Here is a 25,839-nt window from a genome sequence, read left to right on the forward strand (position 1 = left end):
AGCTTGTTGAGAATAACAAACATATGGAAATGCTAGGCACTAAACACAATACTGTTTAGTGCCTAATAAAGTTAACGACCTTCGCGACGAAGTGCGCTAGAAGTAAATTCATTATCTTTAAATGAACCTGAAAAATCATACATCTTTTCTTGGTTATCTAAACCGATAGCTAAATAGCGACGAGAGTTTAAATCATGATAAACCTCTAAAGTACTCCACTGTGTTGGTACTTCGTAATAATTTAAACCATACGCCATAGCAACGCGATATAGTTGGTCACGGTTATCATATATATCGGCAACTTGTACTTGCCAGCTATCTTCATCGATATAGAAAACACGTTTTTTGTAAATATGGCGTGTATCGTCTTTTAAATTAGCCTCAACAACCCAAACGCGATGCTTTTCATATCGAGTATGCTGTGGATTGATGTGACCAGGTTTTAAAATATCATCATATTCTAACGCGTCACTATGTAACTTGTAGCTGTTATAAGGAATATAAAGCTCTTTTTTACCTTTTAAGGTCCAAGTGTAACGATTAGGTGAGCCATTAAACATATCGAAATCATCGGTCGTACGTAAACTATCTGACGCAGTTCCTGGAGCATCATATGCAACATTTGGTGCACGGCGAACACGACGTTGACCTGAATTATAAGTCCACGCTTGGCGTGGCGTTAAAATCTGATCCATTGTTTCATGAACAAGCAATGCTGTTCCGGCTAAACGGGCTGGTTTAGTTACTTTTTGCTTAAATTTAAATAAAATATTTGAATCTTGTAACTGCTCAGCAGTTGCACTTGGATCTGAGTATTTAACTAATAATTTCTCATCAAAGCCAACATAGTTATACGAACCCGATGCAGTTGGTGCAGCTTGGCCACCAAAGCGTTCAATAGATAAACCACGATAACGTAACAAGTGATTCCAAATTGCTTCTAAGCCAGTTTTTGGGATTGGGAAAGGAATACCAATTGCAGTATTTTTTATTCCGTTACCCCCTTCTACTAACTCTGCAGAAGTCGCGTACTTTTTAGTGGCATCGTAAACAAACTGTGGGTATGACGCCGAGCGATGTGTTTTATAAACAGGCATCTTAAAACTATCTGGGTAAGCTTCAAATAACGCTATCTGACCAGGGCTCAAATTATCTTTGTATTGAGCTATGTTTGATTTATCTATAGTAAATAAAGGTTTTTCTGCAGCATAGGGATCAATATGATGCATTCCTTGTTCGTATCCTTTGGGTGCTTGAGTAATACCGCCATTCCAAGCAGGAATAGACCCGTCTTCATTAGCAGCTAATTGTGCGCCTAATGGAGTTAAGTCTTGACCCAAACGCGCTGCATCTTCAGCAGAAATTTTAGCTAACACAGCAGAAGTTGAAAACAAGCTGCAAAATGCGGTAGCAATCAAAGTAGGCTTTTTAAACATAATCACAATGCCCTTAAATAGAATATTTTAAATTAAATGAAATGTAGTCACGATCAGCAAAGGTATTTGTATCACCACCGCCCCAAAAAGAGTTGTAGCTAACATCGAGTGACCATGCATTTTGGTAATTGAAGTTTGCTGTTACACCCAATGATTTACGATCTTCAATAAACAAGAACATAGGATCGGGGGTATTACCATTTACATCATGAGAAAATACAAATCGTGGTGAAAAATTAATTCCATTATACAAATTATAATAGTCACCCTTTGCTATGAGTCTATAACCCCAAGAAGAAGCGGTAGCAAATTGTTTTTCTTCAGGTCCATTTGAAAGACCTAAATGAAGTGTTGAGTAATCGCTTGTACCGGGGCCGGTAATAACGCCACTTCTACCTGTACCAGATACGTTTAATCTCATTACGTCATAATCAGGCATATCATGAATTTGAACGACACCCACTTCACCAACAACAGCCCAACTATCAGCGCCTAAAGAAGGGCCAAACAAATGGGTGGCAGTAAATTGTATTTGTGATGTATCACGCTCAATGAAACCTTGCGCTAATTCACCTGGTGCAACAAAGTTAGTGTTATCACCTACACTAAGTTGTGAAATACCGGCAAGTTCTGGACGTAAACCGGCATAAGCGAGCTGTTCAGGGACCGCTGCATATAATAACTCAACATCATCAACTTGCAGAGGTTCATCTTTACGAAAAGTAAATTCACCTGCAAATGCAGTTTCACCAATCGTTGTATTAAAACTTAAACCGTATAGCTTAATATCTTCAGGGTATTCATTTTTAGCTAACGAAAAAGCAGCTAATTCATGAATATTATCTTCAGTGATTGTAGTCGATGAAATCATTGCTAAATCAGCTTGTAGCGCACTTGTAGTAAAATCAGAGACTCGACCAGAAACTAAGGGTCTACGGCTATGGTAATTAACATGATAAAAAGCAACTTCAGTGTCGTTTAACTCAGGTAAAAATAGCCCTAAACGTAAACCGTACTGACCACCATCTTCTGGCTCAATTTCACCTTCGCTGCCTTTACCTTTTAGCGCAACTTTAGATGGGTATGCTAAGTACATGGTGGCGAGTAATGTTTGCCCTTCAGCACTGCTAGGGTCAATGCCACTTGCGGCAGCAACCTGCGCATAGCTCGTGACGAGATTATTTAAACTATCGGTTAAAAACGCTAAATCAATATCTGGGTTAGACGTAAATCCTAATTGTACATTTTGTTGATACCCATTATCCGCAGCAAAATCGTTAGTAGAAAAATAGCTGCCAGAGGCCGGTAAACGTGTTTCATGCCATTGGTACTGATAAAAACCTTCTAAAGTGATATTTTCAGTTATACCTAACGAGGCCCATAACATACCCACAGGGATAAATGCTTCTTTTAATTCAGCACCAGGGGCTTTTAAACGGTCAATATCTACAGGGTTTACATTAATACCGTGTGAAATAAGCGTGCTTTCACCCCAGTTAACTACTTGTTGACCTAATTTAATCGATAAAGGGTTTTGACCATCATTTAAATCAAAATTTGCCCAAACATAAGCATCGAGTAAACGAATATCAGCACAACTTTGCGCTTTCGTGTCTACATCATCACAAGGGTCAACCGTGTCACCTGACGTAGGGTTTGTATATGCATAATCGCCATCCATCAAAGCAAAGTCATAAAAATACATAAAGCGAGTGAACAAGCCATAGTTATCTTTGCTTATCGATAAATCATGAGTCCCTTTTAATAAACGTGAAAAAGAATCTCCACTATCAAAATTTAAGTTACCCGCGTCACCGTTATTTGAATAAGATCCTGGTTGAGCCCATACATCTTGCGCTGTATAAACGGTATTCGTAACAGCATTGTAACCTTGCCAATTAAAAGCAGGATTATTACTTTTACCAATTAACGAAAAATCTCTATCTTCTACACGAATACTTTGTCCATAAGAAAAAGTAGAATCAAATGTAATATCAAAGCCACCCGCTTCGAAGCTTACGGCTTGAACGGTAGCGGTTGTAAAGCCTAACATTGCAGTCGTTAAACCTAATGCAATTTTGTTTTTAACAAAAAGCGATTTTTTTAACATTGTGTATCCCCCTTGTGGCGGGTCATTATTTGTGTGGTCAAATTGTCAGTATAAAAATATAAAATACCTGTAAATATTTAGTTAAATATATCATACATAATTAAGATCTATCTATTTTTCAGCTAAATATTTACGTTAACGTAAGACGTCGTACCAGATAATTTATACACGCAAATTAACAATAGAACAAATTCTAATTAACAATTAAGCAATATTTTTATCTATTAAAGGGAAGGAAGTGGGTTTTTAAGCCACTTTTTCAAGCCGTACAAACTGGTTTTGGGAAGTTAATATTAATCTAAAACGACCTCTTACTCCTAAACTAGAAATAAAAGGCCGTAAATGACTAGCGCTAAAACGAATATGTTTACCGCCATCTTCTGTCACTTGTACAGACGTATACTTACCATTGTAATAGTCCATACAGTGTTTATAACTAAAGTTTAATGAAAAATAATATTCAATCACTAGGCTAACGCTTTTGTTACCTTTTCATATAAATCATCGCTCAATTGCGCTAAGTCGGCTAATCTTTGAAGTTGGATTCTCATAGCCTGCCCTCGTTTTTTATCATAACGTTTCCATGACATAAAGGGAGTTAGCATTCTTGATGCATTTTGCGGATTTATCGCATTTAATTTAATCAATAAATCACCTAACAACTTATAGCCGCTAAAATCTGCACGATGAAATTGAGCGGTATTAAAATGACTAAAACTACCCACTAATGCTCGCACTCTGTTCGGGTTTGAAAAGTCAAAACAAGGATGCTCGTATAAAGCAATAATATTATCTACTGCATTATCATTGGGCTGCATAGCTTGTAAGGCAAACCATTTATCCATAACAAGAACATCATGACGCCATTGACTGTCAAATATATCTAGTAATTTTTTCGCTAAAGGGTGTTCGGCTTTCACTAACGCACTTAATGCAGCAAGAACATTTGTCATATTATTAGACTTTGCCGCATCATTTAATAATGCCGCAGCTTGTTCTGATTCTGTTTGAGCTAAATAATGTAAACATACTTGCTTAAGGGCTCTAACAGCAACAGCATCAGCACTAACAGAGCCATCATCATGCAATTGCTCATAACAAGATAATAGTACCTTGTTCAGTTGTGTTGCTAATTGAAGCTCAAAGCGCGAAATAGCACCGACTAATTTTTCAACAGGTATTACCTCATAATGGGCAGCTAATGTATCAAAGCTCGGAAGCTTTAATAATTCCGCAATCAAGGCTAAGTCGCCCTTTTGTTCACTAACAAGTAATGCTAGAGCATCAATCAGCGCGGTACTCAATTCGACGCTTTCATCATCAACAGCGAGTTTAATTTGATTAATAAAAAGTTGCTGTTGTGCATCCCAACGAGAAAATTCACTGCGTGCAAAACGCATAATATGCAATAAATCTTCATCACTGGTATTTTGTTCGAGTAAACAAGGTGCTGAAAAGTCTTCAAGCAATACACACACTGGGCGATGTGATAGTTCAACAAAGTGGAATGTTTGTGATTGTTTTGTCACATCAAGTACCCCCCCTGTTTTCTCATTGTCTTGAACTGGCGTAATATGATTACCTTTATTATCGAGTAGCTCAATTGCAAATGGAATATGTAAAGGTTTATTCTCAGGGAAGTTCTCTGGACTATTTTGCTCAATCGTTAAACTAAAACAATTATTAGCTTCATCATATTGTTGTGATACAACTAGCTTCGCTGTACCAGCTTGGCTGTACCATAATTTAAATTGCGTTAAATCTATTGCAGAAGCATCGCTCATCGCGCTGACAAAATCATCACACGTTACAGCTTGACCATCATGACGATCAAAGTATAAATCCATTCCTTTTTGGAAGTTTTGTTCTCCGAGTAAAGTATGCATCATACGAATAACTTCAGCGCCTTTGTCATAAACAGTTACTGTGTAAAAGTTATTCATTTCAATCACTTTTTCAGGGCGAATTGGGTGTGACATCGGTCCTGAATCTTCATTAAATTGATGTGTACGCATTACTTTTACTGCATCAATTCTATTTAAAGCCCGTGATCCTAAATCACTGCTAAATTCTTGATCTCTAAAAACAGTTAACCCTTCTTTTAGAGATAATTGAAACCAATCGCGGCACGTTACGCGGTTACCGGTCCAATTATGAAAATACTCATGACCAACTATCGATTCAATGGTATGAAAGTCTTTATCTGTTGCTGTTTCTTGATTGGCTAATACACATTTACTGTTAAATACATTTAAGCCTTTATTTTCCATTGCGCCCATATTAAAAAAATCAACGGCTACAATCATATAAATATCTAAATCGTATTCAAGGTTAAAACGCTCTTCATCCCATTGCATTGCTTTTTTTAATGATGCTAAGGCATGATGAGTTTTATCTAGATTGCCTTTATCAACAAATAAAGCAAGCTCAACACTGCGACCACTTTGCGTGATATAAGTGTCATTAACAACATCAAAATCCCCCGCCACTAAAGCAAATAGATAACTTGGTTTTTTAAAAGGATCTTGCCATTTAGCATAATGACGCCCATCAGCGAGCTCGCCTGAGTCAAGCATATTACCATTAGATAATAAGTGAGGCAGTTTCTTCTGTGCAATAATCATCACATCAAAACTTGATAGAACGTCAGGGCGGTCCATATAATAAGTGATTTTTCGAAAACCCTGCGCTTCACACTGAGTACAATATGCGCCAGCAGTTAAATATAAACCTTCAAGTGAAGTGTTCGTCTGGGGTGATATTTTATTTACTATTTCAAGCAGACAATGCGTTGGGAGATTATTAATAATTAACTGCTCATCAGTTAATGTGTAATCAGCGTAGTCTTTTGAATCCACTTTTAAGCTAATAAACGTTAAATCGATACCATCCAAAACCAATGCCGAATTATCACTTGAAACCCTTTCTACATTTAATTTTGAACTAACAATTGTCTCATTCGAATCGAGTTCAAAAGTAAGATCTGTATGATTAATAGTAAAATTGGGAGCTTTATAATCTTTTAAATATTGTGCTGTTGGTTTAGAAATAGCGCTCACTGTTCACTCCAAAAAAAAGACTCCGCACTGGGAGTCATAAATAAAATTAAACTGATTGTTTTGGCTTTATACGTAAAATTTTAATACCTAAGTAGGCATAGATAATAGCTAACACGGGGTTAATTAAATTAAAGAAAGCATAAAGTGCATAATCAAATGGGTTTATAAGTAATACACTTTGCATATAAGCACCACAGGTATTCCATGGAATTAATGGGCTTGTAATTGTGCCACCATCTTCAAGTGTACGCGATAAATTAACCGGCTTTAGTCCTCGGTTTTTATATTCTTCTTTAAACATACGACCAGGGACAACAATTGCAATATATTGATCAGCAGCAACTAAATTAGTCCCGATACATGTAGCGATAGTTGAAGCAACCAATGACCCCGTACTTTTAGCTATTTTTAAAATACTTTGAACAAAAATATCTAATAGCCCTGTTTTTTCCATAATAGCGCCAAACATCAATGCAGTCATAATTAACCATGTTGTGGTAAGCATGCCCGACATTCCACCCCCACTGAGTAATGAGTCCATTTTTTCATCGTTGGTCGAAATGCTAAACCCATCAAAGAAAGTAGTCCAAATAAGTTTAAAATACCCAACTAACTCACCTTGCGTTCTATCTAATTGTGTAGCGATCAAATCAGTTTGAAATAACATAGCCCAAATTGCCCCCACTACTGCACCAATTGCAATCGCTGGAAATGCGGGCATTTTTCTAATTGCTAATACTAATAAAACAACTAACGGAATTAGCATTTCAAAACCAATGTTAAAGTTTTGTTCGAGTATTAGTGTTATTTCATCTAAACGCCCTGCTTCAGTTGTCGCTGTTGCATTAAAACCCATAACAATAAAAATGATTAAAGCAATTACGAAACTCGGTACAGTGGTCCATAGCATATGATGTATATGTTCAAACAAATCAGCGCCAACAACAGCGGGGGCTAAGTTAGTTGTTTCTGAAAGTGGGCTTAATTTATCACCAAAATAAGCCCCAGAAATAACAGCTCCTGCAGTGACCGTTTGATCTAACCCTAATCCGGTAGCAACCCCAAGTAAAGCAACACCAATGGTAGCCGCTGTAGTCCATGAACTACCAATACTCATTGCAACAATGCCACAAATTAAGCAACTAGCGGCATAAAACCAACTTGGGTTTATAACTTGTAAGCCATAATAAATAAGGGTGGGAACAGTACCAGACAAAAGCCATGTACCTATTAAGGCGCCAACCATCAATAGGATTAAAATAGCGCCTAGCGATAATGTAATACCTTCAATCATCGCCTCCTCTAATTTTTTCCAAGTATAGCCATTTTTTAAACCAACTAAAGCAGCAGCAAAAGTTGCGAATAATAAAGCAATTTGGTTTGGCCCCGATGAAGAATCGTCTCCAAATAAGTAAACAGCAGCCCCTAATAAACAAATCAAAACGGTTATAGGCACTAAAGCATCAAAGAAACTTGGGGTTTTTAATTTAATCTGTTCAGTTGGTTCCAATTGAGAAACTCCTACACACTTTATGTGTTAATTTTTATTGTTTTACAAGAGTTTAAACTCAATGTAATTGTTATATAAATTATTATAACCATTAAGTAATATTAAATGAATATAATTAATTGGCTATTCGTGCAACTAAAATAGTTTTATTTATACAATTTAAAATAAAGCAAAAAAAAGGTGCTAGAAGCACCTTTTTTTATAAAAAGTAAATATTTTACTTTTTGGCGACACGACTAAAGTTAATGTAATCTTGCATAATTAGCGCTGTTTCTTCTAAAAACGGGTCTAATTTATCAAGAACCTCAGGGGCATCATCTAAATTTTCTATTTCTTTTTCACCTAATCGAACAAGACGTTGATTTGTGCGTTTAAGTGCACGTGCTTCACCGTCATCTTTTTCTTTTAAGCGTGTACTTTCAACTAAAGATATTGTTTTTTTATCTTTTTCTTCGTTATAGCGAGTAATGTCATCTAATACATAATTGAATTCAGGTTCTGTTTTAATTCTTTCATCATGCTGTTTTTGTAGATAACTTATCATCGGTGTTAAATTACCGAGCTTGCTATATTGAGCCCTTGCTATGCTATCCCAAGGTAATGCATTGTCTTGTTTACTTTCACCCCACTGTGCGGGATCAATCGCTGATGGAAATGAAATATCAGGAATGACACCTTTGTGTTGTGTGCTACCGCCATTAATTCGATAAAACTTAGCTATCGTATATTGCACACTACCAAATGGGTTTTCAAATAAGTCATACGCACGAGCTAACCCTTTGTGTTGTTGAACCGTCCCTTTACCAAAGGTTTGTTCACCAATAATCACTGCACGACCATAATCTTGCATTGCTGCGGCAAAAATTTCAGAGGCTGACGCACTATAACGATCAACTAATACCGTTAATGGTCCATCATAATAGGTAACCCCGTCTCTGTCTTTTTGCTGCTCTACACGGTTATTCGAAGTATGTATTTGTACTACAGGGCCTTGATCAAAAAACAAACCCGATAATTGAGTCGCTTCATATAACGACCCACCGCCATTTTGGCGTAAATCAATAATAATACCGGCTACATTTTCTTCTTTTAATTTAGCCAACTCAACTTTAACATCTTTAGAAAGATTATTATAAAATCCAGGTATTTCAATCACCCCAATTTTAGTGGTTAAATTAGAGTATTGAGCTTCAAAGACTTCTGATTTTGCAGCGCGATCTTCTAATCGAATTTTATCACGAACAATCTCAACCACTTTTGGTGTACCATGATCATCAACACCTTTTAAATACTGTAGTCGAACCTTGGTACCTTTAGGGCCTTTAATCAAATCAACCACATCATCTAAACGCCAGCCAATCACATCAACAAATTCTTTGCCATCTTGTGCAACACCAATAATTCTATCGTCGGCTTTAATCTGATCTGTTTTATCCGCAGGGCCCCCAGGGACTAAGCTACGTATAACAGTATAATCCTCATCGGGGCTCAATACAGCACCGATACCTTCTAGCTCAAGATCCATATCCATCTTAAACTGTTCAGCACGTCGAGGTGATAAATAAGAAGTATGCGCTTCAATACTACGCGCCAAAGAATTCATGACAATTTGAAAAGCATCTTCAGAATTTGATTGCACTAAACGTTTTTGAGCATTTTTATAACGCTTAACTAAAACTTTTTTAATGCCTTCCCAATCTTTACCCGTCATTTTTAAACGTAGGGCATCGTATTTTACACGCTCACGCCAAATTTCATCTAATTCAGCTTGTGTCGTAGGCCAGCTTGCATCTTCTCTATCAAAGAAGTACTCGTCTGGTTTTTCAAACGACATCGGCGTTTCGAGTAATGCTAATGAGTAATCATAGCGTTCAAAACGACGTTGTAAACTGAGATTGAAAATATCATAGGTAAAGCCAAGTTTTCCTGTTGTTAATGCATTATCAAAATCATTTTTGTACTTTTGAAACGCAGCAATATCACTTGCCAAAAATATGCTTTTATTAAAATCGAGGGAATCGAGATAACGATCAAATACCTTTGCAGATAATTCATCGTTAAAACGAACAGGAGTATAATGAGAACGAGCAAATAAGTTCGCGACTCGTTTACTGGCTGTGCTATGTTGACTTTCTTGCTTTAAAACCGGTAAGTCATCAATGTTAACAGCATCGACAGACGCTAATAATGAACCTGAAAACAGGGTAGCAACTAACGGAATGAGCGTAAACTTTTTACTCATACACAACTCCTTAATTTTAGTAGCAGCTTATATGATATATAAGCTGTCAGCTTTTGTTTTTACTTGCATACCTGTTACTAATTCAACATGAATTTCTTCTTTGTTTACTTCAGTAATGACTGCATTAACAAGTGCTTGGCCAAGTTTAACTTTAACCTTATTATTAACCTTGACCTCACTTGCAGGCAAAGGTTCAACTTTTCCAGAGCGCTTTGCTGGAGTTGCTGCTTTGTTAGACGATGTGTTTCTTTTATCGCCAGATTTTGCAGTGTGTGCTGGTTTTTTCTTAAAAGATTTAGCTTCAGAATCTTGACGTGGACGTTGTTGCTTTTTACGTTTAGCTAGCTTAGCTCGGCTTTCTTCTAACGCTTTTTGAGCATGGTCAATATGTTCTTGTTCTACTTTTTCACCTTGATTACCATCAAGGTCAATACGAAAATCAGACTTGGTTACGGCTTCAAGATAACGCCAATTTGAAGTGTACTTTCTAAGAGCTTGACGTACTTGTGTCTTGCTTACTTTTTCAGAGCCTTCAATTCGTTCAGCTATATCTTTAAATATACCGACTTTAAGCGGTTTAATACCGTCTTTTTGTTTAAAACATTGTGGAAATTCTTGGTATAAGAACTCCAATACTTCTTTTATATCTTTTAGCTTGTTTGTGGTTTCCATTTTAGAACCTATTTTTTATACCTTTTCGTCTAAAGACGAATCAACATAGTGTGTTACCCAGTCGGTCAACTCTTCGAAATCAGCTTCAATTACCGCTAAATCACCTCGAAGGTGTTCCCAAATACCATTAATAATTTCATCGATTAATTCACATTCCAAATCATCTGGTAGACGTTCCCATGCAATGTGAATTAAATCATTGAGTGTTTCTGCAACACGTTCTTCTTCCCCTTCCCAATCGCCTACATCGACAATCGCAAACAGGTAGTCTTGAACATTTAGCAAATCTTTCATTATAAACAGGCCTCAAAGCACTTAACTAATGCCTCTAAACCTGTTTTATCATCCATATCAAATCGTGCAATAGTAGGACTATCAATATCTAAAACAGCAATTAAATTCCCCTCTTTTAAAATAGGAATCACTATTTCGCTATTCGATGCAGCATCGCACGCAATATGTCCCTCAAATGCATGCACATCTTCAATTAATTGAGTCCTTAACGTTGCAGCAGCAGTTCCACATACACCTTTCCCTACAGGGATTCGAATACATGCAGGATTTCCTTGAAACGGACCAAGAACTAATTCTGTTGGCGAATCTAAAAAGTAAAAACCAGCCCAATTAACATCATCTAATGAATTAAATAACAATGCACTAATATTAGCCATATTAGCAATTACATTTGATTCGTCAGCAATTAACGATTCAGTTTGCTTTACTAATGACTGGTAAAATTCAACTTTTTTCATACCAAACTACTTCTTATAAAACATACAGTGGGTAAAGGTACTCTTTGTAAATAAAAATTGGAACCTTTTGGCGGGAAAAAAAGGGAAAATGCATTGATTTACAGTGCATATGCTCAATATTTCTGCAATTACTTTTGTTTATAATTGCGTAATCCGAACAAAAACAAACCTGCAGCTAATCCAGACATAATACTATTTATTAAAAATATTTCTCCATTACTGGCACTTAATAAAAAGCTAAACACGGCACCACCTAAAAGCCCTAATGTAAGAACGCCTGAATAATTTACTTTTGCGTACCTAAACATAAGTAAATATCCGGGGACAACAAATGCAGCCATAGTCAAGCCAACAATATGTGCATTGGCGATTGCATTAATTAATAATTGAAAAAAAGTATTAATTGGGTTACTCGGTAAAATAATCGCGTAATAGCACCCTAATACCGTTCCCATAATGATAGGGGATAATAAAGAAAGCCCTACACTTTTAGCCAGTTGATGCTTCATAAGTCATCCTTCAACGTTAAACTTAGTTCAAGTTAAGCATGCACTAAGCAAGTAAAAGGATAAAGCGAGACTATAGTCGTAAATAGTGAATTTAAGACATAAAAAAACCCACTATAAAATAGTGGGTTTAAATAATGGTGGAGAGATAGGGATTTGAACCCTAGATGGGCTACAAACCCATGCCGGTTTTCAAGACCGGTGCATTCGACCACTCTGCCATCTCTCCAAAACACATAAGTTAAAAATAAGAGTGTATTTTTAACTATAAATTTAATCGTACAAGGTACAATTAAATAAAAATTAGATGGTGGAGAGATAGGGATTTGAACCCTAGATAGGCTACAAACCTATGCCGGTTTTCAAGACCGGTGCATTCGACCACTCTGCCATCTCTCCGCACGGCCTGCATAATAGGGAAAGCCTGGGCTTTTGTGAAGCTTTTTTTTAAAAAAACTGTTTAACTGCTTAAAAAAACACTAATTTGTATAATGTTAAAACAAACCGTTTATTTTTAACTCAAGTGAAATATCATATTACAACCCACACGAGCCGTTATCTTAAAGTAGCCTTATATTAGGCTTAAAATAAAATGCGTTTTTACTATTGAACTACAAACGTTTGCCCAAATATATAAGAATTGATAATCTTACTAATAGTAAATTATAAAAACTTATTAACTCTAGGAGTTTAACAATGGCATTTAATAATTCGTTTACTACTGCAAAGCCAGTAATGACGACAACAGAAACAAATAAGGTGCTTAAAAATACCTATCTACTACTTGGTATGACGTTAGCTTTTAGCGCTGTTACCGCGGGTATTTCAATGGCAATGCAATTACCTTATTTTATGGGATTAGTATTTTCATTAATTTCATTTGGTCTGTTATTTGTAATTAACAAAAAAGCCGAGTCTGCATCAGGCGTGTACTGGGTATTTGCCTTTACTGGTTTAATGGGCGCAGGCCTTGGACCAATGCTTAACTATTATGCAGCAATGCCAAATGGTCCTATGCTGATTATGCAAGCTTTAGGTTCAACCGCGTTAATATTCTTCGGTTTATCTGCTTATGCACTTAACACTAAAAAAGACTTCTCATTTATGGGTGGTTTTTTAACGGTTGGCTTAATCGTTGTTATCATCGCGAGCATCGTTAATATCTTTTTAGGTAGTACACTGGTCTTCATGGCAATGAATGCTGCTGTAGTATTAATCATGTCGGGTCTCATTTTATTTGATACCAGCAGAATAATTAACGGCGGTGAAACTAATTATATCCGTGCAACCGTTTCTTTATATTTAAATGTATATAATTTATTTACTTCTTTACTTCACCTTCTTGGCGCAAGTGATGACTAATTAAATAGTTCTGTTAAAATAGCCCCTTAATTGGGGCTTTTTTATGGGATCACTGTTTTGGCTCAGTTTGTAATATCTATGCATAGCGCACCTTCAGATCATGATACCACTCAGCGCTTAGCTAAATTTGTAAATGCATGTATTAATCAAGGGCACACGGTTAACACTATTTTTTTATATCAAGATGCCGTTTTTCACGCTTCACCTACTTTTGAATTAGCAACCGATGAATTAAATATACCCTCTCTATGGCAAAATATAGCCAATTTAGGTATTAACCTGACGTTTTGTATTACTGCAGCACAAAAACGTGGATTAGATATAGAAAATACGGGTGTATTTAATGTGGCTGGTTTAGCCGAATTTGCCATGCTAGCAAGTGATGCGGATAAATGGGTACAGTTTAAATGAAAAATATTTTAATAATGAGCAAATCGAGCCCATTTCATAACATGCATACACGCGATGCACTGGATATGGCGCTTATTTTTGCCGCTGTTGATCAAAACATCAGCTGGTTATTAAGTGGTTCTGCCGTGCTTAATTTAAAGGCGCAGCAATCGACTGAGTCCCTAGGGATGAAAGATTTTTTTAAAAATATAAAAACACTTGAGATTTATGATGTAGAAAACATTTATGTTTGCGAAAAATCACTTTTTGATTATGGCTTAAGCACAGATGATCTCATTATCCAAGCGAGTAGTTTAAATTTTCAACAGCAACAACAATTAATCCAACGTCAACAGTACGTGGTGACCTTATGACGACGTTACATATTTTTTCTAAACCAGTAAATTATTATTCTATTGAACAATTAATAAACATCATACAGCCACATGATAATATTCTATTAGTTAGCGATGCTTGTTACGATATAACCCAATTTCGTCAACTATCACCGACCTTACTTTTGCTAGAAGAAGATGCATTAGCCCGTGCAGTTAATTATACATCGATTGATCAACTTATTAGCTATACTGAATTTGTAGATTTATGTGTAACAACCCACCAATCAATTACTTGGTAACATATGCTTGAAATAAATAACACCCCAGTAGCCACCGATAAACAAGGCTATTTACTTGACCACACTTTATGGACTGAAGAGTTAGCATTGCTTCTTGCTGACCAAGAAAATATCACTTTAACAGAGCAACATTGGGAAGTTATATTATTTGTTAGAAATTTTTATATTGAATACGGCACCAGCCCCGCAATTAGAATGCTGGTAAAAGCAATGGCTAAAGCATTAGGCGAAGATAAGGGAAACAGCATGTATTTGTATAAGTTATTTCCAAAAGGCCCCGCTAAACAGGCAACAAAAATTGCTGGCTTACCAAAACCAGCCCGGTGTATCTAATGCAAAATAATAAAAAGCCAGCAACAACCAAGCGTACAACAGGTCGCAGTTACTCTCGTGGTAAAGTAAAAAAGCCGCTAAATCAAAAGCGCGATATTAAACCTGCAATACCTGAGCATGAACGAAAAATAGTGCTTTTTAATAAACCCTTTGATGTATTGTGCCAATTTACAGATGAGAATAACCGAGCCACACTAAGCGATTATATTGATGTTAAAGACGTTTATGCCGCAGGTCGGTTAGATAGAGATAGTGAAGGTCTATTATTATTAACAAATTGCGGAAAATTACAAAATAAACTCACAGCCCCTAATAAAAAAACCAGTAAAACGTACTGGGTGCAAGTTGAAGGGATCCCTGATGATAATGCAATTAATTCGTTAACTAATGGCGTAAATCTCAAAGATGGTTTAACACTACCTGCACACATAAAAAGAATGCCAGCACCTTCTTTATGGCCTCGTACCCCCGCGGTTCGAGAACGAAAAGCAATCCCCACCAGTTGGTTAAGTATTACACTGACAGAAGGTAGAAATCGTCAAGTTAGAAGAATGACGGCCCATGTTGGTCACCCTACTTTGCGATTAATTCGTTATAGCATCGGGCAATATACTTTAAAAGATATTGACAATGGACAATACAAAGTAGTTAACGAACATGCATAAACCTAACGTAACCGTTGCAGCAATTGTAAGTTATAAAAATAAATTTTTACTGGTTAAAGAACGAGATAAGTTTACGCAAAGGATTTGTTACAACCAACCTGCAGGGCATCTAGAAAAAGATGAGACATTAATAGACGCTGCACAACGTGAGCTTTTTGAAGAAACTGGTTTAATATTACAGGCAACGTCATTGTTAGGTATTTATAATTTTCACGCCCCTAATGGAGTACATTATTTACGTTTTTGCTTCAATTTTTTATTAACAACAGAGCCTAAATTCACGTCGCCGCAAGATCAAGATATTATCAGTGCCGATTGGTTTTCACTTGATGAAATCCAGCATTTACCGCTTCGTAGCCCGTTAGTTTTAAAATGCATTGAAGATAGTTTAATTAAGCCACACATCTCTTTAGACTTTATTACCGACTAGCTACCCTGCTTTAATGTTTACTCAAAGCAATACAATTTCTACCTTGTTTTTTTGCATAATATAAAGCGCTATCAGCAGCATCAACTAATAATGTTTGCGTTTTAATCTGCTCATTAATCATTGCTATTCCCATGCTAATAGAAACAACGCCAGTAAAACTATCAAGGTGTGCAATTGCTAAATTCTCTACGGCTTTTTGTATTTGTTCTGCAACGAACAAAGCGCCTTTTAGGTCTGTATTAGGTAACAATACTGCAAACTCCTCCCCTCCATAACGCGCAACAAAATCTTCAGTACGAGAAACCTCAGCAGCGATTTGTTGTGCGATATCATGAATACATTTATCGCCTGCCACATGTCCGTAACGATCGTTAAATAATTTAAAGTTATCGATGTCAATCATGATAAGTGATAAGTCTGTTTTGCTAACTACCGCTTTTTTAAACTCTTGATTAAGTAGTTCGTCAAACCTTCGACGATTAGCAATTTTAGTGAGTGAGTCTAAAAAAGCCATTGTGGTTAAAATTTCCTTTGCTTGCAGATGTTCTGTTGCATCACTAAACACGGCCATATATTCATCACCAATAACAATACCTGAAACATCCATCATTTTTTCTTCACCGCACTTACAGCGAATACAATAATTATTAACATCGTTATTTTTATTTTCTATTGATTTAACTTTTATAGCTTCATTCCATAACGAAATGACATAATTACGATAATGGCTATCGGGGTAAGCAACAACAAACCAAGTATCTATATCTGGAATATCCTCTAATGTGTAACCTAACACATCAGTGAAGCGTTGATTAATTCGGATCACCTTGCCTGTTTTTAAAGACACATTACAAATAGGAATAGGAATATGTGCAAAAAGGTGATTAAAATGACTCTGCTCATTTAAATCAAGCGCATCACTATTATCTATTTTCTGCGGGTTAAGTTGATTAAGCTTTGCTTGCATAATTAATGAAAAATGCCACTCCAACCACCAATTTTCTAATAACTCAACAATGCTAAGTATATTTTTTAAATCACCGTGATAACCATGCTTTAATCTTAAAAAAAATTGTGAAATAGGATTCGGATCCTCGTATATAGGCGGGTTAGATACTTTAATTGATTGATAGAAAAGTAAATATGCTTCATTTTTTATTATTTCATTACTCGAATCATTATTAAGCGCTTTGGCATGTAAATCAATAAAGCTCTTCACCTTTTTCATTTGAATATCGTATTTCATTTATACATCCTTATAATAACGCACCAACAATCCCATAAAACTGTACAATCACTGGTTTGCAGCACTTAAATTCGATACAATGTTTAATTTATTGTATCTATAAAATAAATTTATACAACCATATAACTAATCCTTTATGTTGTATTTATCTTTTTTCGTTTATACCCAAGCCATCTAAGCAATGATTTAAATCAGATAAAATTAAATAATAACGCTATATAATATAAAATATTATTTCTGTGTATTAGGCGGATATCATCTTTTAGCGAGCGATAAATACGTGCTATAATCCCGGCCTTATCTAAGGTTTTATCAGTCATTTGTATAAGCGAAATTATTAATGAGCGAAAATAGTCATATTAAAGTCATTGTTGGGATGTCCGGCGGTGTAGATTCTTCAGTTTCAGCCTACTTATTGCAACAGCAAGGTTATCAAGTTGAAGGCCTGTTTATGAAAAACTGGGAAGAAGATGATAATGACGAATATTGTGCAGCAGCAGAAGATTTAAAAGATGCACAAGCGGTTTGCGATAAACTCGGTATTGAGCTTCACACTGTCAACTTTGCATCTGAATACTGGGACAATGTTTTTGAGTATTTTTTAGCTGAATACAAAGCTGGTCGTACACCTAACCCCGATATAATGTGTAATAAAGAAATTAAATTTAAAGCCTTTTTAGAATTTGCAGCTCAAGCACTTGGGGCTGACTTTATTGCAACGGGGCATTATGTGCGTCGTCAATTACGTGATGATAAATATGTTATGTGTCGCGGTTTAGATGACAACAAAGATCAAAGTTATTTTCTGTATACATTAAGCCATGAACATATTGCACAAACCTTATTCCCAGTGGGCGACATTGCAAAACCCGAAGTACGTAAAATAGCTGAAGAACAAGACTTAATTACCCACGATAAAAAAGACAGTACCGGTATCTGCTTTATTGGTGAGCGAAAATTTAAAGACTTTTTACAAAAGTTTTTACCCGCACAACCTGGCGACATAGAAGATACCGAAGGCAATGTGTTGGGCCAACATGAAGGTCTTATGTACCACACACTAGGCCAGCGTAAAGGATTGTTAATTGGTGGCATGAAAGAAGGCTCTGGAGAGCCTTGGTATGTCGTTGATAAATTAATAGAGCGCAATGTGCTTGTTGTCGGCCAAGGTAAAGATCACCCTCGCCTTTATAGTAATGGGTTTAATGCAAACCAATTACACTGGGTTGATCGAATGGGTCCAAAAGGCACCACACGCTGTACCGTTAAAACGCGTTATCGCCAAGAAGATATAAATTGTACGCTGTTAGTCGGCGAAGACGATATTGCCCGCGTGTTGTTTGATGAACCACAAAAAGCAGTCACACCCGGACAATCTGCTGTTTTTTATGCCGATGATGTCTGTTTAGGTGGCGGTATTATTGATTCGGTGATCAAATAATGGAACACCAAGTAATGGCGCTTGCGGCTATGTGTCTTGCAGCAAAACAAGTACAGAAGATCGCTCAATTTGGTAGTTGTAACGAGCAGCAATTTAAAGTGCTATTAAATAGTATCATTGAAATGTCTCCCCCTTCTCCTGAAGATATATACAAAGATACTGACAGTTTATCTGATGGCTACAAAGTGTTGCATTCTCAACTAACAGCGGGTGCGCAAAAGGACGTAGAAATTGTTAAATACGTTAGCAGCCTAATGCAGCTAGAGCGTGTATTAAATAACAATAAAAATGCATTAAATGAATTAGCAAAACGCATCGATGATATTCATCGACGCTTAGATCATTTCTCTATAACCGATGACACCGTTGTTGCCGGTTTAGCAGATATATACTCGTCGGTGCTGAGCCCCCTTGGGCATCGAATACAGGTTTATGGTAAACCCGAGTTATTAAAACAGCAGCATACCCAAAACAAAATTCGTACTTTATTGTTAAGTGGAATTCGTGCCGCTGTATTATGGCGTCAAATGGGCGGTAAACGCCGTCAATTTTTCTTTGCAAAAAGAAAAATACTCGCCATAGCAAATACACATATATAAATTATCGTTCAAACTAAAATTAGGAGTTATTATGGAGCTTTCAGCGTTAACCGCTATCTCTCCAGTGGATGGTCGCTACGGCAGCAAAACCACTGAACTACGCAGTATTTTCAGCGAATTTGGCTTAATTAAATACCGCGTTACCGTTGAAGTGCGTTGGTTACAAGCCTTAGCTGAAGCAAGCGAAATACAAGAAGTCCCTGCATTTAGCGAACAAGCAAACGAATTATTAAACGCGATTGTTGATAACTTTAGTGAAGCAGATGCACAACGAGTTAAAGATATTGAGCGTACAACTAATCACGATGTAAAAGCCGTTGAATATTTATTAAAAGAAAAAGTTGCTAATAACGAAGAGTTACACGCAATTAACGAATTTATTCACTTTGCTTGTACCTCAGAAGATATTAATAACCTTTCGCATGGTTTAATGCTTACACAGGCACGTGACAATGTTTTGTTACCTTATTGCGACCAGCTTCTTAATGCCATCAAAGAAAAAGCGATAGAGTATAAAGCCGTTCCGATGATGACGCGTACACATGGTCAGCCAGCGACGCCATCAACAATGGGTAAAGAGTTTGCTAATGTGTATATGCGTTTAAAGCGTCAACGCGATCAAATTGCACAAGTACAAATGCTAGGTAAAATTAACGGTGCCGTAGGAAATTATAATGCCCACCTAAGCGCCTACCCAAGCTATGATTGGCATACTCATGCCGATAATTTTGTGACAAGCCTAGGTTTAACATTTAACCCATTTACAACACAAATAGAGCCGCATGATTACATTGCAGAGTTATTTGATGCCATTGCGCGTTTCAACACTATATTGTTAGATTTTGATCGTGACGTTTGGGGTTATATAGCATTAAACCACTTTAAACAAAAAACAATTGCGGGTGAAATTGGTTCATCAACGATGCCACATAAAGTTAACCCAATCGATTTTGAAAACTCTGAAGGTAACTTAGGCTTAGCCAATGCAATTTTCTCACATCTTGCGCAAAAATTGCCGGTATCTCGTTGGCAACGTGACTTAACAGATTCTACCGTATTACGTAACTTAGGTGTAGGTATGGGTTATGCGCTTATTGCCTATCAATCAACCCTAAAGGGTGTCAGTAAGCTTGAAGTTAACGAGCAACGTTTGCTTGATGAGTTAGATCAAAACTGGGAATTACTTGCAGAGCCGATCCAAACAGTCATGCGTAAATATGGCATTGAAAAGCCCTATGAAAAGCTTAAAGATTTAACCCGTGGTAAGCGTGTTAATCAAGAGATTATGGCTCAATTCATCGATGGATTAGACTTGCCAGATCACGCAAAAGTTGAAATGAAAAAATTAACACCTGCCAATTATATTGGTCGTGCTGTTGAGTTCATCGATAACTTAGCTTAATTTTTAAGCTCAATAATGAAAGCGAAAGGCTAGCCTTTCGCTTTTTTAGTTTTAAATAGTATTTAACTTCTGCTTCTTGTTATTAAACTAACCAAAAGTACACATTGCAATTACAATGCTTGCAGTGTCTAGGTAATTTATATGTATCAATTAAAAATTAACGATTTAACAATAGAGACATTCTTATCTCAATATTGGCAAAAAAAGCCATTATTAATTAAACAGGGATTTGTTGACTTTGTTGACCCTATTGATGCGAATGAGCTTGCAGGGTTAGCGATGGAAGAAAGTATAGAGTCGCGCTTAATTACAAACCATAACGATCAATGGCAAGCACATCAAGGCCCGTTTGAAGACTTTTCGTTATTAACGCCTACGAATTCCACTTTGTTAGTGCAAGCTGTAGATCATTGGCATAACGACGCTGCGCAGCTATTGGAACCTTTTCGTTTTATCCCTAATTGGCGTATAGACGACTTAATGATAAGTTATTCTACCCCACAAGGTGGAGTCGGCCCTCATCTAGATCAATATGATGTATTTATCGTACAAGGCCAAGGAAGTCGACATTGGCGAGTAGGTTTAAAAGATAATAACTTAAAACAATTTACAAAAAGCAAAATTTTACTTCAGGTTGAGCAATTTGACGCTGTAATTGATTGCATATTACAACCCGGTGACATTTTGTATATTCCCCCGGGCTGTCCTCATGAGGGCTATGCGGTTGAAAATGCCATTAACTATTCAATTGGCTTTAGGGCACCTAATCAGCAAGATTTACTCTCAAGTTTTGCAGATCATATTATAGATACAGATAGCGGCCAAACGCGTTACTGTGATGCCAATATAGCCCCAAGAAAATCTAAAGGCGAAGTGACTAAGGCTGAAGTCAACAATATTAAAGCCTTAATGAAATCCTTATTAGAAGATGAAGAACTCTTTAATCAATGGCTAGGTACCACATTGAGCCAACCTAAGCACGAAATGGACCTTGCACCGCTTGAAGACTTAATTAGCGAAGAGCAGTTAATGCATACCCTTGAGCATGAAAATATAGAGCTTGAACGCTTAGGTGGAACACGTGCTATTTATCAATTAAATAATGATGATATAACGCTGAGTATTAATGGTGAAAACTACCTTTTACACAAAGCAGATTTAGCCGCTGTAAGAGCCCTTACCGATCAGTTAATTGTAGCAACTAATGAGTTATATAATTTATCTCCTAGTGAGGAATTTATCACATTACTAACAACACTTATTAACCAAGGAATTTGGTTTAGTGCAGAGTAGTCTGCACTCTATTTTCTTTTATTAAAATGATCTTTAACGCTCATTCAGCTGTACCCAATTACTGAACGATTTGATTTATAACTATTATTTGCCATTATTAATAGCAACAACATATGTTTATTAGTTTGGTGGATGGTATGGATTATTGTGTAAAACAAGTAAACTGGCATACGTGCGAAAATATATTACGACAAATCCGAGAGAAGGTGTTTGTTTATGAATTACATATACCTAAAACAGTAGAGTTTGATCATAAAGATAACCATGCACATCATGTATTAGTTTCTGATAAGCTAAACAAACCAATTGCAACGGGTAGACTGTGCGCAGATGGCTTACTTGGTAGAGTTGCTGTTTTACCTGATTATAGAATCCCCGAAGTTTATCAACCTTTATTAAATCAATTAGTATCCATAGCCAAGCAAAATGGTTTAAAAGAAATAAGCATAAATTGTATTTTACAAGAAGTGAAAAAGTTTACCGACAGCGGCTTCAATCCAAATGGCAATGTATTTATGGAAGCAGGCATTGCAAGACAAAAACTACAATGCCCCATTTCACATTTTCAGACTACACCATTTACGTTAGTACATTAATGAACCGGTATACCCTGAATTAAGGTGTAATAGCATGATCAAAAGACCCAACATCTCCAGGGAATACGACAGGAGACTCAATACCTTGTTTATTTACAGCCGCAACCCCAAAATAATAATTATCAATTACAATGTTTTCTAACGTTGCCGTGTTTACACTTCCTACAAACCGACTATATTGCCATTGTGGTTCGCTGGTGTAACGCCAATAAATTTTATATCCAGCAATATTCTCATTATTTTGCGCTTGCCAACTTAAAGTGGTACTTGGTAAGACTGCACCACTAATTTTAACGTTTTTAGGGGGCGCAGGAGCCCACGCCATCGCAGCTAAACTGACCGCATTTAGAGATGTCAGTTTTGCTGTATAATTAAAATCAACGCCCGCAATTGTATCACCGTACTCAATCCCATTTTCTGTACGTAAGTCTTGATGCTGTCGATTATAGTTTTCATTCGTTTCCATAATACGTATAGCGGCAAACCCAGCATCGTTAAAAGGTCGGTGGTGCCCCCCTCGACCAAATCTATCTAAGCGGTATACCAACATAGTATCTAAATTTGGAATATAGTCATCAGCCACTTTATCGATGTACCTAGCTAAGTTTCGACTTGCCGAATCCACTTCACCACCAGTAAAGCGACGCACACGAGCTTGTTCTGGTGTTTCTACAACACGGGTACCTTCTGAGAACAAGCGCGCTGTGGTGTTATTAATCACCCCATTTACACCTGCTATGTTACCAATCATGTCGTTATTCAATACCCCATGAACTTGCCAATTATGATCAATTGCATATTGCGTTAAAATTTTACCACCAAACAGCCCCTGCTCTTCACCTGATAACGCAGCATAAACAATCGAGCCATTAAACTTATATTTACTCAACACCCGTGCTGATTCTATCACCCCTGCAACGCCTGTTGCATTATCATTTGCACCAGGTGAGTCACTGGTAAAATCCATCACATCACTGACCCGAGAGTCTATATCACCCGACATAATAACCATTCGATTAGGATCAGATTTTCCTCGTTGAATCGCAATAATATTAACCACTTCTACCGGGTTAGGAATTCGCTTTTCACCTGAGATAGTTTGCTTAACTTCTATAATTTCTAAGCAGCCACCACATTGTGCTGAAATTTTCGCAAACTCATCTTTAATCCAGCGTCTAGCAGCGCCAATCCCTCTAGTATCTGATTGAGTTTCTGATAAGGTATGACGAGTACCAAAACTCACCAGTTTAGACACATCTTGCTCAAGGCGGTTTGCTGAAATATCTGCAGCAATCGCATGTAAAGACTGTTGCTGTGTCAGGGTACTACTTGCAAAGCTTGGGATAGCAAGTAATGTACATGTTGTGACAAAGCAATAGCGTAATGATTTGTTAAAATTATTTTTAAAAGCTAAATTCATTGTTATATTCCAGTAAAGTAGTCATTTAACTTTACCTAAGCCAATACCTACTGCAACTGCTTTGAGATAAAGCGACAAGAAAACGGTATCACTATTTGAACTTACAACGAAGAAGAAAATGCAACACTTAATTAACCAAAGCAACGCGCAGTATCTTATTTATCAAAATAACAGTCAGTTTGGCCATATATTCGTTTATGAAAATGATGATTACTTTTGGCTTAAATTTAGTGATGTGTCAATACAAGGAATAATCAAAAAAACACAGCCAGAGATTGCCTATTCACCGATTATAAAATCGCTGCTTTTATTCTTATTACAGCAAACCCAACAATTAAAAGTACTTAATTTAGGTTTAGGATGTGCAAATATTGATAGAACACTACGCTATTTACACAACAATAAGCTCATTTCACTCAATGCTATCACCACCGTAGAGCTGAACCCGACTATAATTGCATTAGCACAACAATATTTTAATTTACCTAATGAAACAAAAGTTGTTAACCAATGTGCACAATCATATTTAGCAACAAACACGTCTCAATTCGATATAATAATAATTGATATATTTAGTGATCAACAGCACTTAGATTTTATTGAAACAGCGCAGTTTTGGCAGCAACTTAAATTTAGCGCTAAAATAAACACCATCATTAGTGCTAATTTGAGTTTTGATTCGCCGTTAAAATTACAAAATTTACTTTGCACAATTAAACAGAATTTCCCGTATATAAAACTAATCGAATTTACTCAATACAAAAATATTGTACTTTTAGCCAGTCAGTCCCCTTTAACGCACGTAAACATAAATAATGTACGCGAAAATAAAAAACTCAATCTAATTACACATGAATTACCGCAAGCTATAAAAACCATTCATGCTATCGAACCATAACTTTTAGGTATCCACTATGTATGCACGTTCACTGATCATTTTAATATTAGCCACTTTTACTGTTGCCTGTACTCAGATCCCAGTCACTAATAATTGGGAAAAAATAGACGACTTTCAAACAAATTTAAAGAGTTGGTATCAAGTTGATACACAAAATCAAACAAAGCCACATATAGCCAACCCACAAGTAACGGTTATCGAAACTGAAAGTATAGAAAATAATTACCTATTAAAAAAACCCGCCGCCGATGGCATTATTGGTAATCGAAAAGCGCTCAGTTATAAAAAGCTCCCTACCCCTGTCCAGCTTGGTGAAACATATACGTTTTATGTGCGTATTAATGTAGAGTCATTTCCAAACAACCATGCTTTTGGTTTAAGTAATTTACAGCCGCATGAAATTAATAAACACGGTTATGACGCATTCGAACCCACCCTAAGAGTGACAGATAAAGCAGAATCTAATGGATTTAAAAATGATGGTGCTTTAATGGTTAAAACAAATGAGGGCTATGCCAACATAAGAAATTATAACAGTGCTCAATCGGCCAAACCTTTACAACCCGATACATGGTATGAAATTTGGTATGTAGTGAATAACGCGCCAATAAAACAAGGCGGACAAAAATACGATGTATATGTTAAAGGCGGCGAATTTAATCAGCAAACACTCGTTTATAAAGATGCCAGTTTTAGAATGAAGCGTGAACAGCCACTCATTTACTTTTTAGCTAATTGTAATACCGGCCCACACAAGCGCCCGTATGGTAACGGCGGATTACGATATGATGACTTATATATGATCGAAGGTTTTGCGTTGTCACGCCCATTTTAATCATT

At 36.6% G+C, this 25,839-nt stretch carries 26 protein-coding genes and 2 tRNA genes; 14 read left to right on the top strand and 14 right to left on the bottom strand.

Annotated features, from left to right (window positions below):
- Window positions 1-71 precede the first annotated feature (71 nt).
- From J8L70_RS04320 to J8L70_RS04375, 12 genes are all read right to left on the bottom strand, one after another.
- Window positions 72-1,436 carry a DUF1329 domain-containing protein gene (locus tag J8L70_RS04320; protein ID WP_211054249.1) on the bottom strand — a complete coding sequence of 455 codons (1,365 nt, stop codon included), beginning with the start codon at window positions 1,434-1,436 and terminating at the stop codon, window positions 72-74.
- A gap of 13 nt (window positions 1,437-1,449) precedes the next feature.
- Window positions 1,450-3,546, bottom strand: a complete 2,097-nt coding sequence (locus J8L70_RS04325; protein WP_211054250.1) for a DUF1302 domain-containing protein — start codon at window positions 3,544-3,546, stop codon at window positions 1,450-1,452.
- Between the two features lie 246 nt (window positions 3,547-3,792).
- Window positions 3,793-4,014 (bottom strand): DUF2835 family protein, encoded by a 222-nt coding sequence (locus tag J8L70_RS04330; protein ID WP_211054251.1) that lies wholly within the window; start codon window positions 4,012-4,014, stop codon window positions 3,793-3,795.
- Window positions 4,014-6,605, bottom strand: a complete 2,592-nt coding sequence (gene pepN, locus J8L70_RS04335) for an aminopeptidase N (RefSeq protein WP_211054252.1) — start codon at window positions 6,603-6,605, stop codon at window positions 4,014-4,016. Before pepN ends, J8L70_RS04330 begins: the two co-directional genes overlap by 1 nt.
- Window positions 6,606-6,651: 46 nt before the next feature.
- Window positions 6,652-8,115, bottom strand: coding sequence for a Na+/H+ antiporter NhaC (gene nhaC / locus J8L70_RS04340; RefSeq protein ID WP_211054253.1), 1,464 nt, complete (start codon window positions 8,113-8,115; stop codon window positions 6,652-6,654).
- Between the two features lie 217 nt (window positions 8,116-8,332).
- Complete coding sequence (gene prc / locus J8L70_RS04345) at window positions 8,333-10,357, bottom strand: carboxy terminal-processing peptidase (protein ID WP_211054254.1); 2,025 nt, start codon at window positions 10,355-10,357, stop codon at window positions 8,333-8,335.
- 27 nt (window positions 10,358-10,384) lie between these two features.
- Window positions 10,385-11,029 (bottom strand): RNA chaperone ProQ, encoded by a 645-nt coding sequence (proQ, locus tag J8L70_RS04350; RefSeq protein ID WP_211054255.1) that lies wholly within the window; start codon window positions 11,027-11,029, stop codon window positions 10,385-10,387.
- 15 nt (window positions 11,030-11,044) lie between these two features.
- Entirely contained in the window at window positions 11,045-11,323 is a 279-nt protein-coding gene (locus tag J8L70_RS04355; RefSeq protein ID WP_211054256.1) for a hypothetical protein, read from the bottom strand.
- Window positions 11,323-11,781, bottom strand: coding sequence for a GAF domain-containing protein (locus J8L70_RS04360; RefSeq protein WP_211054257.1), 459 nt, complete (start codon window positions 11,779-11,781; stop codon window positions 11,323-11,325). The genes J8L70_RS04355 and J8L70_RS04360 overlap by 1 nt, the downstream gene beginning before the upstream one ends.
- 128 nt (window positions 11,782-11,909) lie before the next feature.
- Window positions 11,910-12,290 carry a hypothetical protein gene (locus tag J8L70_RS04365; RefSeq protein ID WP_211054258.1) on the bottom strand — a complete coding sequence of 127 codons (381 nt, stop codon included), beginning with the start codon at window positions 12,288-12,290 and terminating at the stop codon, window positions 11,910-11,912.
- A gap of 135 nt (window positions 12,291-12,425) precedes the next feature.
- A tRNA-Ser gene (locus J8L70_RS04370) sits at window positions 12,426-12,516 on the bottom strand.
- Window positions 12,517-12,595: 79 nt separating this feature from the next.
- A tRNA-Ser gene (locus J8L70_RS04375) sits at window positions 12,596-12,686 on the bottom strand.
- Between the two features lie 297 nt (window positions 12,687-12,983).
- Between J8L70_RS04375 and J8L70_RS04380 the strand changes: the two genes are divergently transcribed.
- Genes J8L70_RS04380 through J8L70_RS04410 form a run of 7 tightly spaced genes read left to right on the top strand, consistent with a single transcriptional unit; the run spans window position 12,984 to window position 16,104 of the window.
- Window positions 12,984-13,649, top strand: coding sequence for a Bax inhibitor-1/YccA family protein (locus tag J8L70_RS04380; protein WP_211054259.1), 666 nt, complete (start codon window positions 12,984-12,986; stop codon window positions 13,647-13,649).
- Between the two features lie 57 nt (window positions 13,650-13,706).
- Window positions 13,707-14,060 (top strand): sulfurtransferase complex subunit TusD, encoded by a 354-nt coding sequence (gene tusD / locus J8L70_RS04385; RefSeq protein WP_211054260.1) that lies wholly within the window; start codon window positions 13,707-13,709, stop codon window positions 14,058-14,060.
- The gene (tusC, locus tag J8L70_RS04390; protein WP_211054261.1) at window positions 14,057-14,413 is read left to right on the top strand and encodes a sulfurtransferase complex subunit TusC; all 357 of its coding nucleotides are present in this window, start codon (window positions 14,057-14,059) and stop codon (window positions 14,411-14,413) included. The genes tusD and tusC overlap by 4 nt, the downstream gene beginning before the upstream one ends.
- Window positions 14,410-14,676: a DsrH/TusB family sulfur metabolism protein gene (locus J8L70_RS04395; protein WP_211054262.1), complete on the top strand. Its 267-nt coding sequence runs from the start codon at window positions 14,410-14,412 to the stop codon at window positions 14,674-14,676. Before tusC ends, J8L70_RS04395 begins: the two co-directional genes overlap by 4 nt.
- Window positions 14,677-14,679: 3 nt before the next feature.
- On the top strand, window positions 14,680-15,009 hold the full coding sequence (locus tag J8L70_RS04400; protein WP_211054263.1) for a TusE/DsrC/DsvC family sulfur relay protein: 330 nt from the start codon (window positions 14,680-14,682) through the stop codon (window positions 15,007-15,009).
- A complete protein-coding gene (locus J8L70_RS04405) occupies window positions 15,009-15,674 on the top strand; it encodes a pseudouridine synthase (RefSeq protein WP_211054264.1) in 666 nt (221 codons plus the stop codon). The genes J8L70_RS04400 and J8L70_RS04405 overlap by 1 nt, the downstream gene beginning before the upstream one ends.
- On the top strand, window positions 15,667-16,104 hold the full coding sequence (locus J8L70_RS04410) for an NUDIX hydrolase (RefSeq protein WP_211054265.1): 438 nt from the start codon (window positions 15,667-15,669) through the stop codon (window positions 16,102-16,104). Before J8L70_RS04405 ends, J8L70_RS04410 begins: the two co-directional genes overlap by 8 nt.
- 10 nt (window positions 16,105-16,114) lie before the next feature.
- Here the strand turns inward: J8L70_RS04410 and J8L70_RS04415 are convergent, their stop codons facing one another.
- Window positions 16,115-17,350, bottom strand: a complete 1,236-nt coding sequence (locus tag J8L70_RS04415) for a sensor domain-containing diguanylate cyclase (protein WP_211054266.1) — start codon at window positions 17,348-17,350, stop codon at window positions 16,115-16,117.
- A 340-nt stretch (window positions 17,351-17,690) separates the two neighbouring features.
- On the opposite strand from J8L70_RS04415, the gene mnmA reads away from it, so the two are divergent.
- The 5 genes from mnmA (at window position 17,691) to J8L70_RS04440 (ending at window position 22,681) form a co-directional block, all read left to right on the top strand.
- Window positions 17,691-18,791 (top strand): tRNA 2-thiouridine(34) synthase MnmA, encoded by a 1,101-nt coding sequence (gene mnmA / locus J8L70_RS04420; protein WP_211054267.1) that lies wholly within the window; start codon window positions 17,691-17,693, stop codon window positions 18,789-18,791.
- Window positions 18,788-19,390, top strand: a complete 603-nt coding sequence (gene hflD, locus J8L70_RS04425) for a high frequency lysogenization protein HflD (protein WP_211054381.1) — start codon at window positions 18,788-18,790, stop codon at window positions 19,388-19,390. Before mnmA ends, hflD begins: the two co-directional genes overlap by 4 nt.
- A 31-nt stretch (window positions 19,391-19,421) precedes the next feature.
- The gene (gene purB, locus J8L70_RS04430; RefSeq protein ID WP_211054268.1) at window positions 19,422-20,792 is read left to right on the top strand and encodes an adenylosuccinate lyase; all 1,371 of its coding nucleotides are present in this window, start codon (window positions 19,422-19,424) and stop codon (window positions 20,790-20,792) included.
- Between the two features lie 141 nt (window positions 20,793-20,933).
- Window positions 20,934-22,085 carry a cupin domain-containing protein gene (locus J8L70_RS04435; protein ID WP_211054269.1) on the top strand — a complete coding sequence of 384 codons (1,152 nt, stop codon included), beginning with the start codon at window positions 20,934-20,936 and terminating at the stop codon, window positions 22,083-22,085.
- A gap of 137 nt (window positions 22,086-22,222) precedes the next feature.
- Entirely contained in the window at window positions 22,223-22,681 is a 459-nt protein-coding gene (locus J8L70_RS04440) for a GNAT family N-acetyltransferase (protein WP_211054382.1), read from the top strand.
- A gap of 19 nt (window positions 22,682-22,700) precedes the next feature.
- On the opposite strand, the gene J8L70_RS04445 is transcribed toward J8L70_RS04440, so the two are convergent.
- A complete protein-coding gene (locus tag J8L70_RS04445; RefSeq protein WP_211054270.1) occupies window positions 22,701-24,101 on the bottom strand; it encodes a M28 family metallopeptidase in 1,401 nt (466 codons plus the stop codon).
- A 118-nt stretch (window positions 24,102-24,219) separates the two neighbouring features.
- Between J8L70_RS04445 and J8L70_RS04450 the strand changes: the two genes are divergently transcribed.
- Window positions 24,220-24,999: a hypothetical protein gene (locus tag J8L70_RS04450; protein ID WP_211054271.1), complete on the top strand. Its 780-nt coding sequence runs from the start codon at window positions 24,220-24,222 to the stop codon at window positions 24,997-24,999.
- A 16-nt stretch (window positions 25,000-25,015) separates the two neighbouring features.
- Entirely contained in the window at window positions 25,016-25,834 is an 819-nt protein-coding gene (locus J8L70_RS04455) for a hypothetical protein (protein ID WP_211054272.1), read from the top strand.
- The last annotated feature ends 5 nt before the right edge of the window (window positions 25,835-25,839 follow it).

Source organism: Pseudoalteromonas sp. MMG010 (assembly GCF_018100905.1).
Classification (GTDB): Bacteria; Pseudomonadota; Gammaproteobacteria; order Enterobacterales; family Alteromonadaceae; genus Pseudoalteromonas.

Excerpts from the sequence above, each read along its gene's own strand:
- J8L70_RS04360 (WP_211054257.1), bottom strand. The coding sequence starts at position 11,781 with ATGAAAAAAGTTGAATTTTACCAGTCATTAGTAAAGCAAACTGAATCG.
- J8L70_RS04440 (WP_211054382.1), top strand. The coding sequence starts at position 22,223 with ATGGATTATTGTGTAAAACAAGTAAACTGGCATACGTGCGAAAATATA.
- J8L70_RS04410 (WP_211054265.1), top strand. The coding sequence starts at position 15,667 with ATGCATAAACCTAACGTAACCGTTGCAGCAATTGTAAGTTATAAAAAT.
- J8L70_RS04325 (WP_211054250.1), bottom strand. The coding sequence starts at position 3,546 with ATGTTAAAAAAATCGCTTTTTGTTAAAAACAAAATTGCATTAGGTTTA.
- proQ (WP_211054255.1), bottom strand. The coding sequence starts at position 11,029 with ATGGAAACCACAAACAAGCTAAAAGATATAAAAGAAGTATTGGAGTTC.
- J8L70_RS04365 (WP_211054258.1), bottom strand. The coding sequence starts at position 12,290 with ATGAAGCATCAACTGGCTAAAAGTGTAGGGCTTTCTTTATTATCCCCT.
- J8L70_RS04455 (WP_211054272.1), top strand. The coding sequence starts at position 25,016 with ATGTATGCACGTTCACTGATCATTTTAATATTAGCCACTTTTACTGTT.
- J8L70_RS04320 (WP_211054249.1), bottom strand. The coding sequence starts at position 1,436 with ATGTTTAAAAAGCCTACTTTGATTGCTACCGCATTTTGCAGCTTGTTT.
- prc (WP_211054254.1), bottom strand. The coding sequence starts at position 10,357 with ATGAGTAAAAAGTTTACGCTCATTCCGTTAGTTGCTACCCTGTTTTCA.
- mnmA (WP_211054267.1), top strand. The coding sequence starts at position 17,691 with ATGAGCGAAAATAGTCATATTAAAGTCATTGTTGGGATGTCCGGCGGT.
- J8L70_RS04380 (WP_211054259.1), top strand. The coding sequence starts at position 12,984 with ATGGCATTTAATAATTCGTTTACTACTGCAAAGCCAGTAATGACGACA.
- J8L70_RS04405 (WP_211054264.1), top strand. The coding sequence starts at position 15,009 with ATGCAAAATAATAAAAAGCCAGCAACAACCAAGCGTACAACAGGTCGC.
- J8L70_RS04450 (WP_211054271.1), top strand. The coding sequence starts at position 24,220 with ATGCAACACTTAATTAACCAAAGCAACGCGCAGTATCTTATTTATCAA.
- J8L70_RS04435 (WP_211054269.1), top strand. The coding sequence starts at position 20,934 with ATGTATCAATTAAAAATTAACGATTTAACAATAGAGACATTCTTATCT.
- purB (WP_211054268.1), top strand. The coding sequence starts at position 19,422 with ATGGAGCTTTCAGCGTTAACCGCTATCTCTCCAGTGGATGGTCGCTAC.
- J8L70_RS04400 (WP_211054263.1), top strand. The coding sequence starts at position 14,680 with ATGCTTGAAATAAATAACACCCCAGTAGCCACCGATAAACAAGGCTAT.
- J8L70_RS04395 (WP_211054262.1), top strand. The coding sequence starts at position 14,410 with ATGACGACGTTACATATTTTTTCTAAACCAGTAAATTATTATTCTATT.
- J8L70_RS04415 (WP_211054266.1), bottom strand. The coding sequence starts at position 17,350 with ATGAAATACGATATTCAAATGAAAAAGGTGAAGAGCTTTATTGATTTA.
- J8L70_RS04355 (WP_211054256.1), bottom strand. The coding sequence starts at position 11,323 with ATGAAAGATTTGCTAAATGTTCAAGACTACCTGTTTGCGATTGTCGAT.
- J8L70_RS04445 (WP_211054270.1), bottom strand. The coding sequence starts at position 24,101 with ATGAATTTAGCTTTTAAAAATAATTTTAACAAATCATTACGCTATTGC.
- tusC (WP_211054261.1), top strand. The coding sequence starts at position 14,057 with ATGAAAAATATTTTAATAATGAGCAAATCGAGCCCATTTCATAACATG.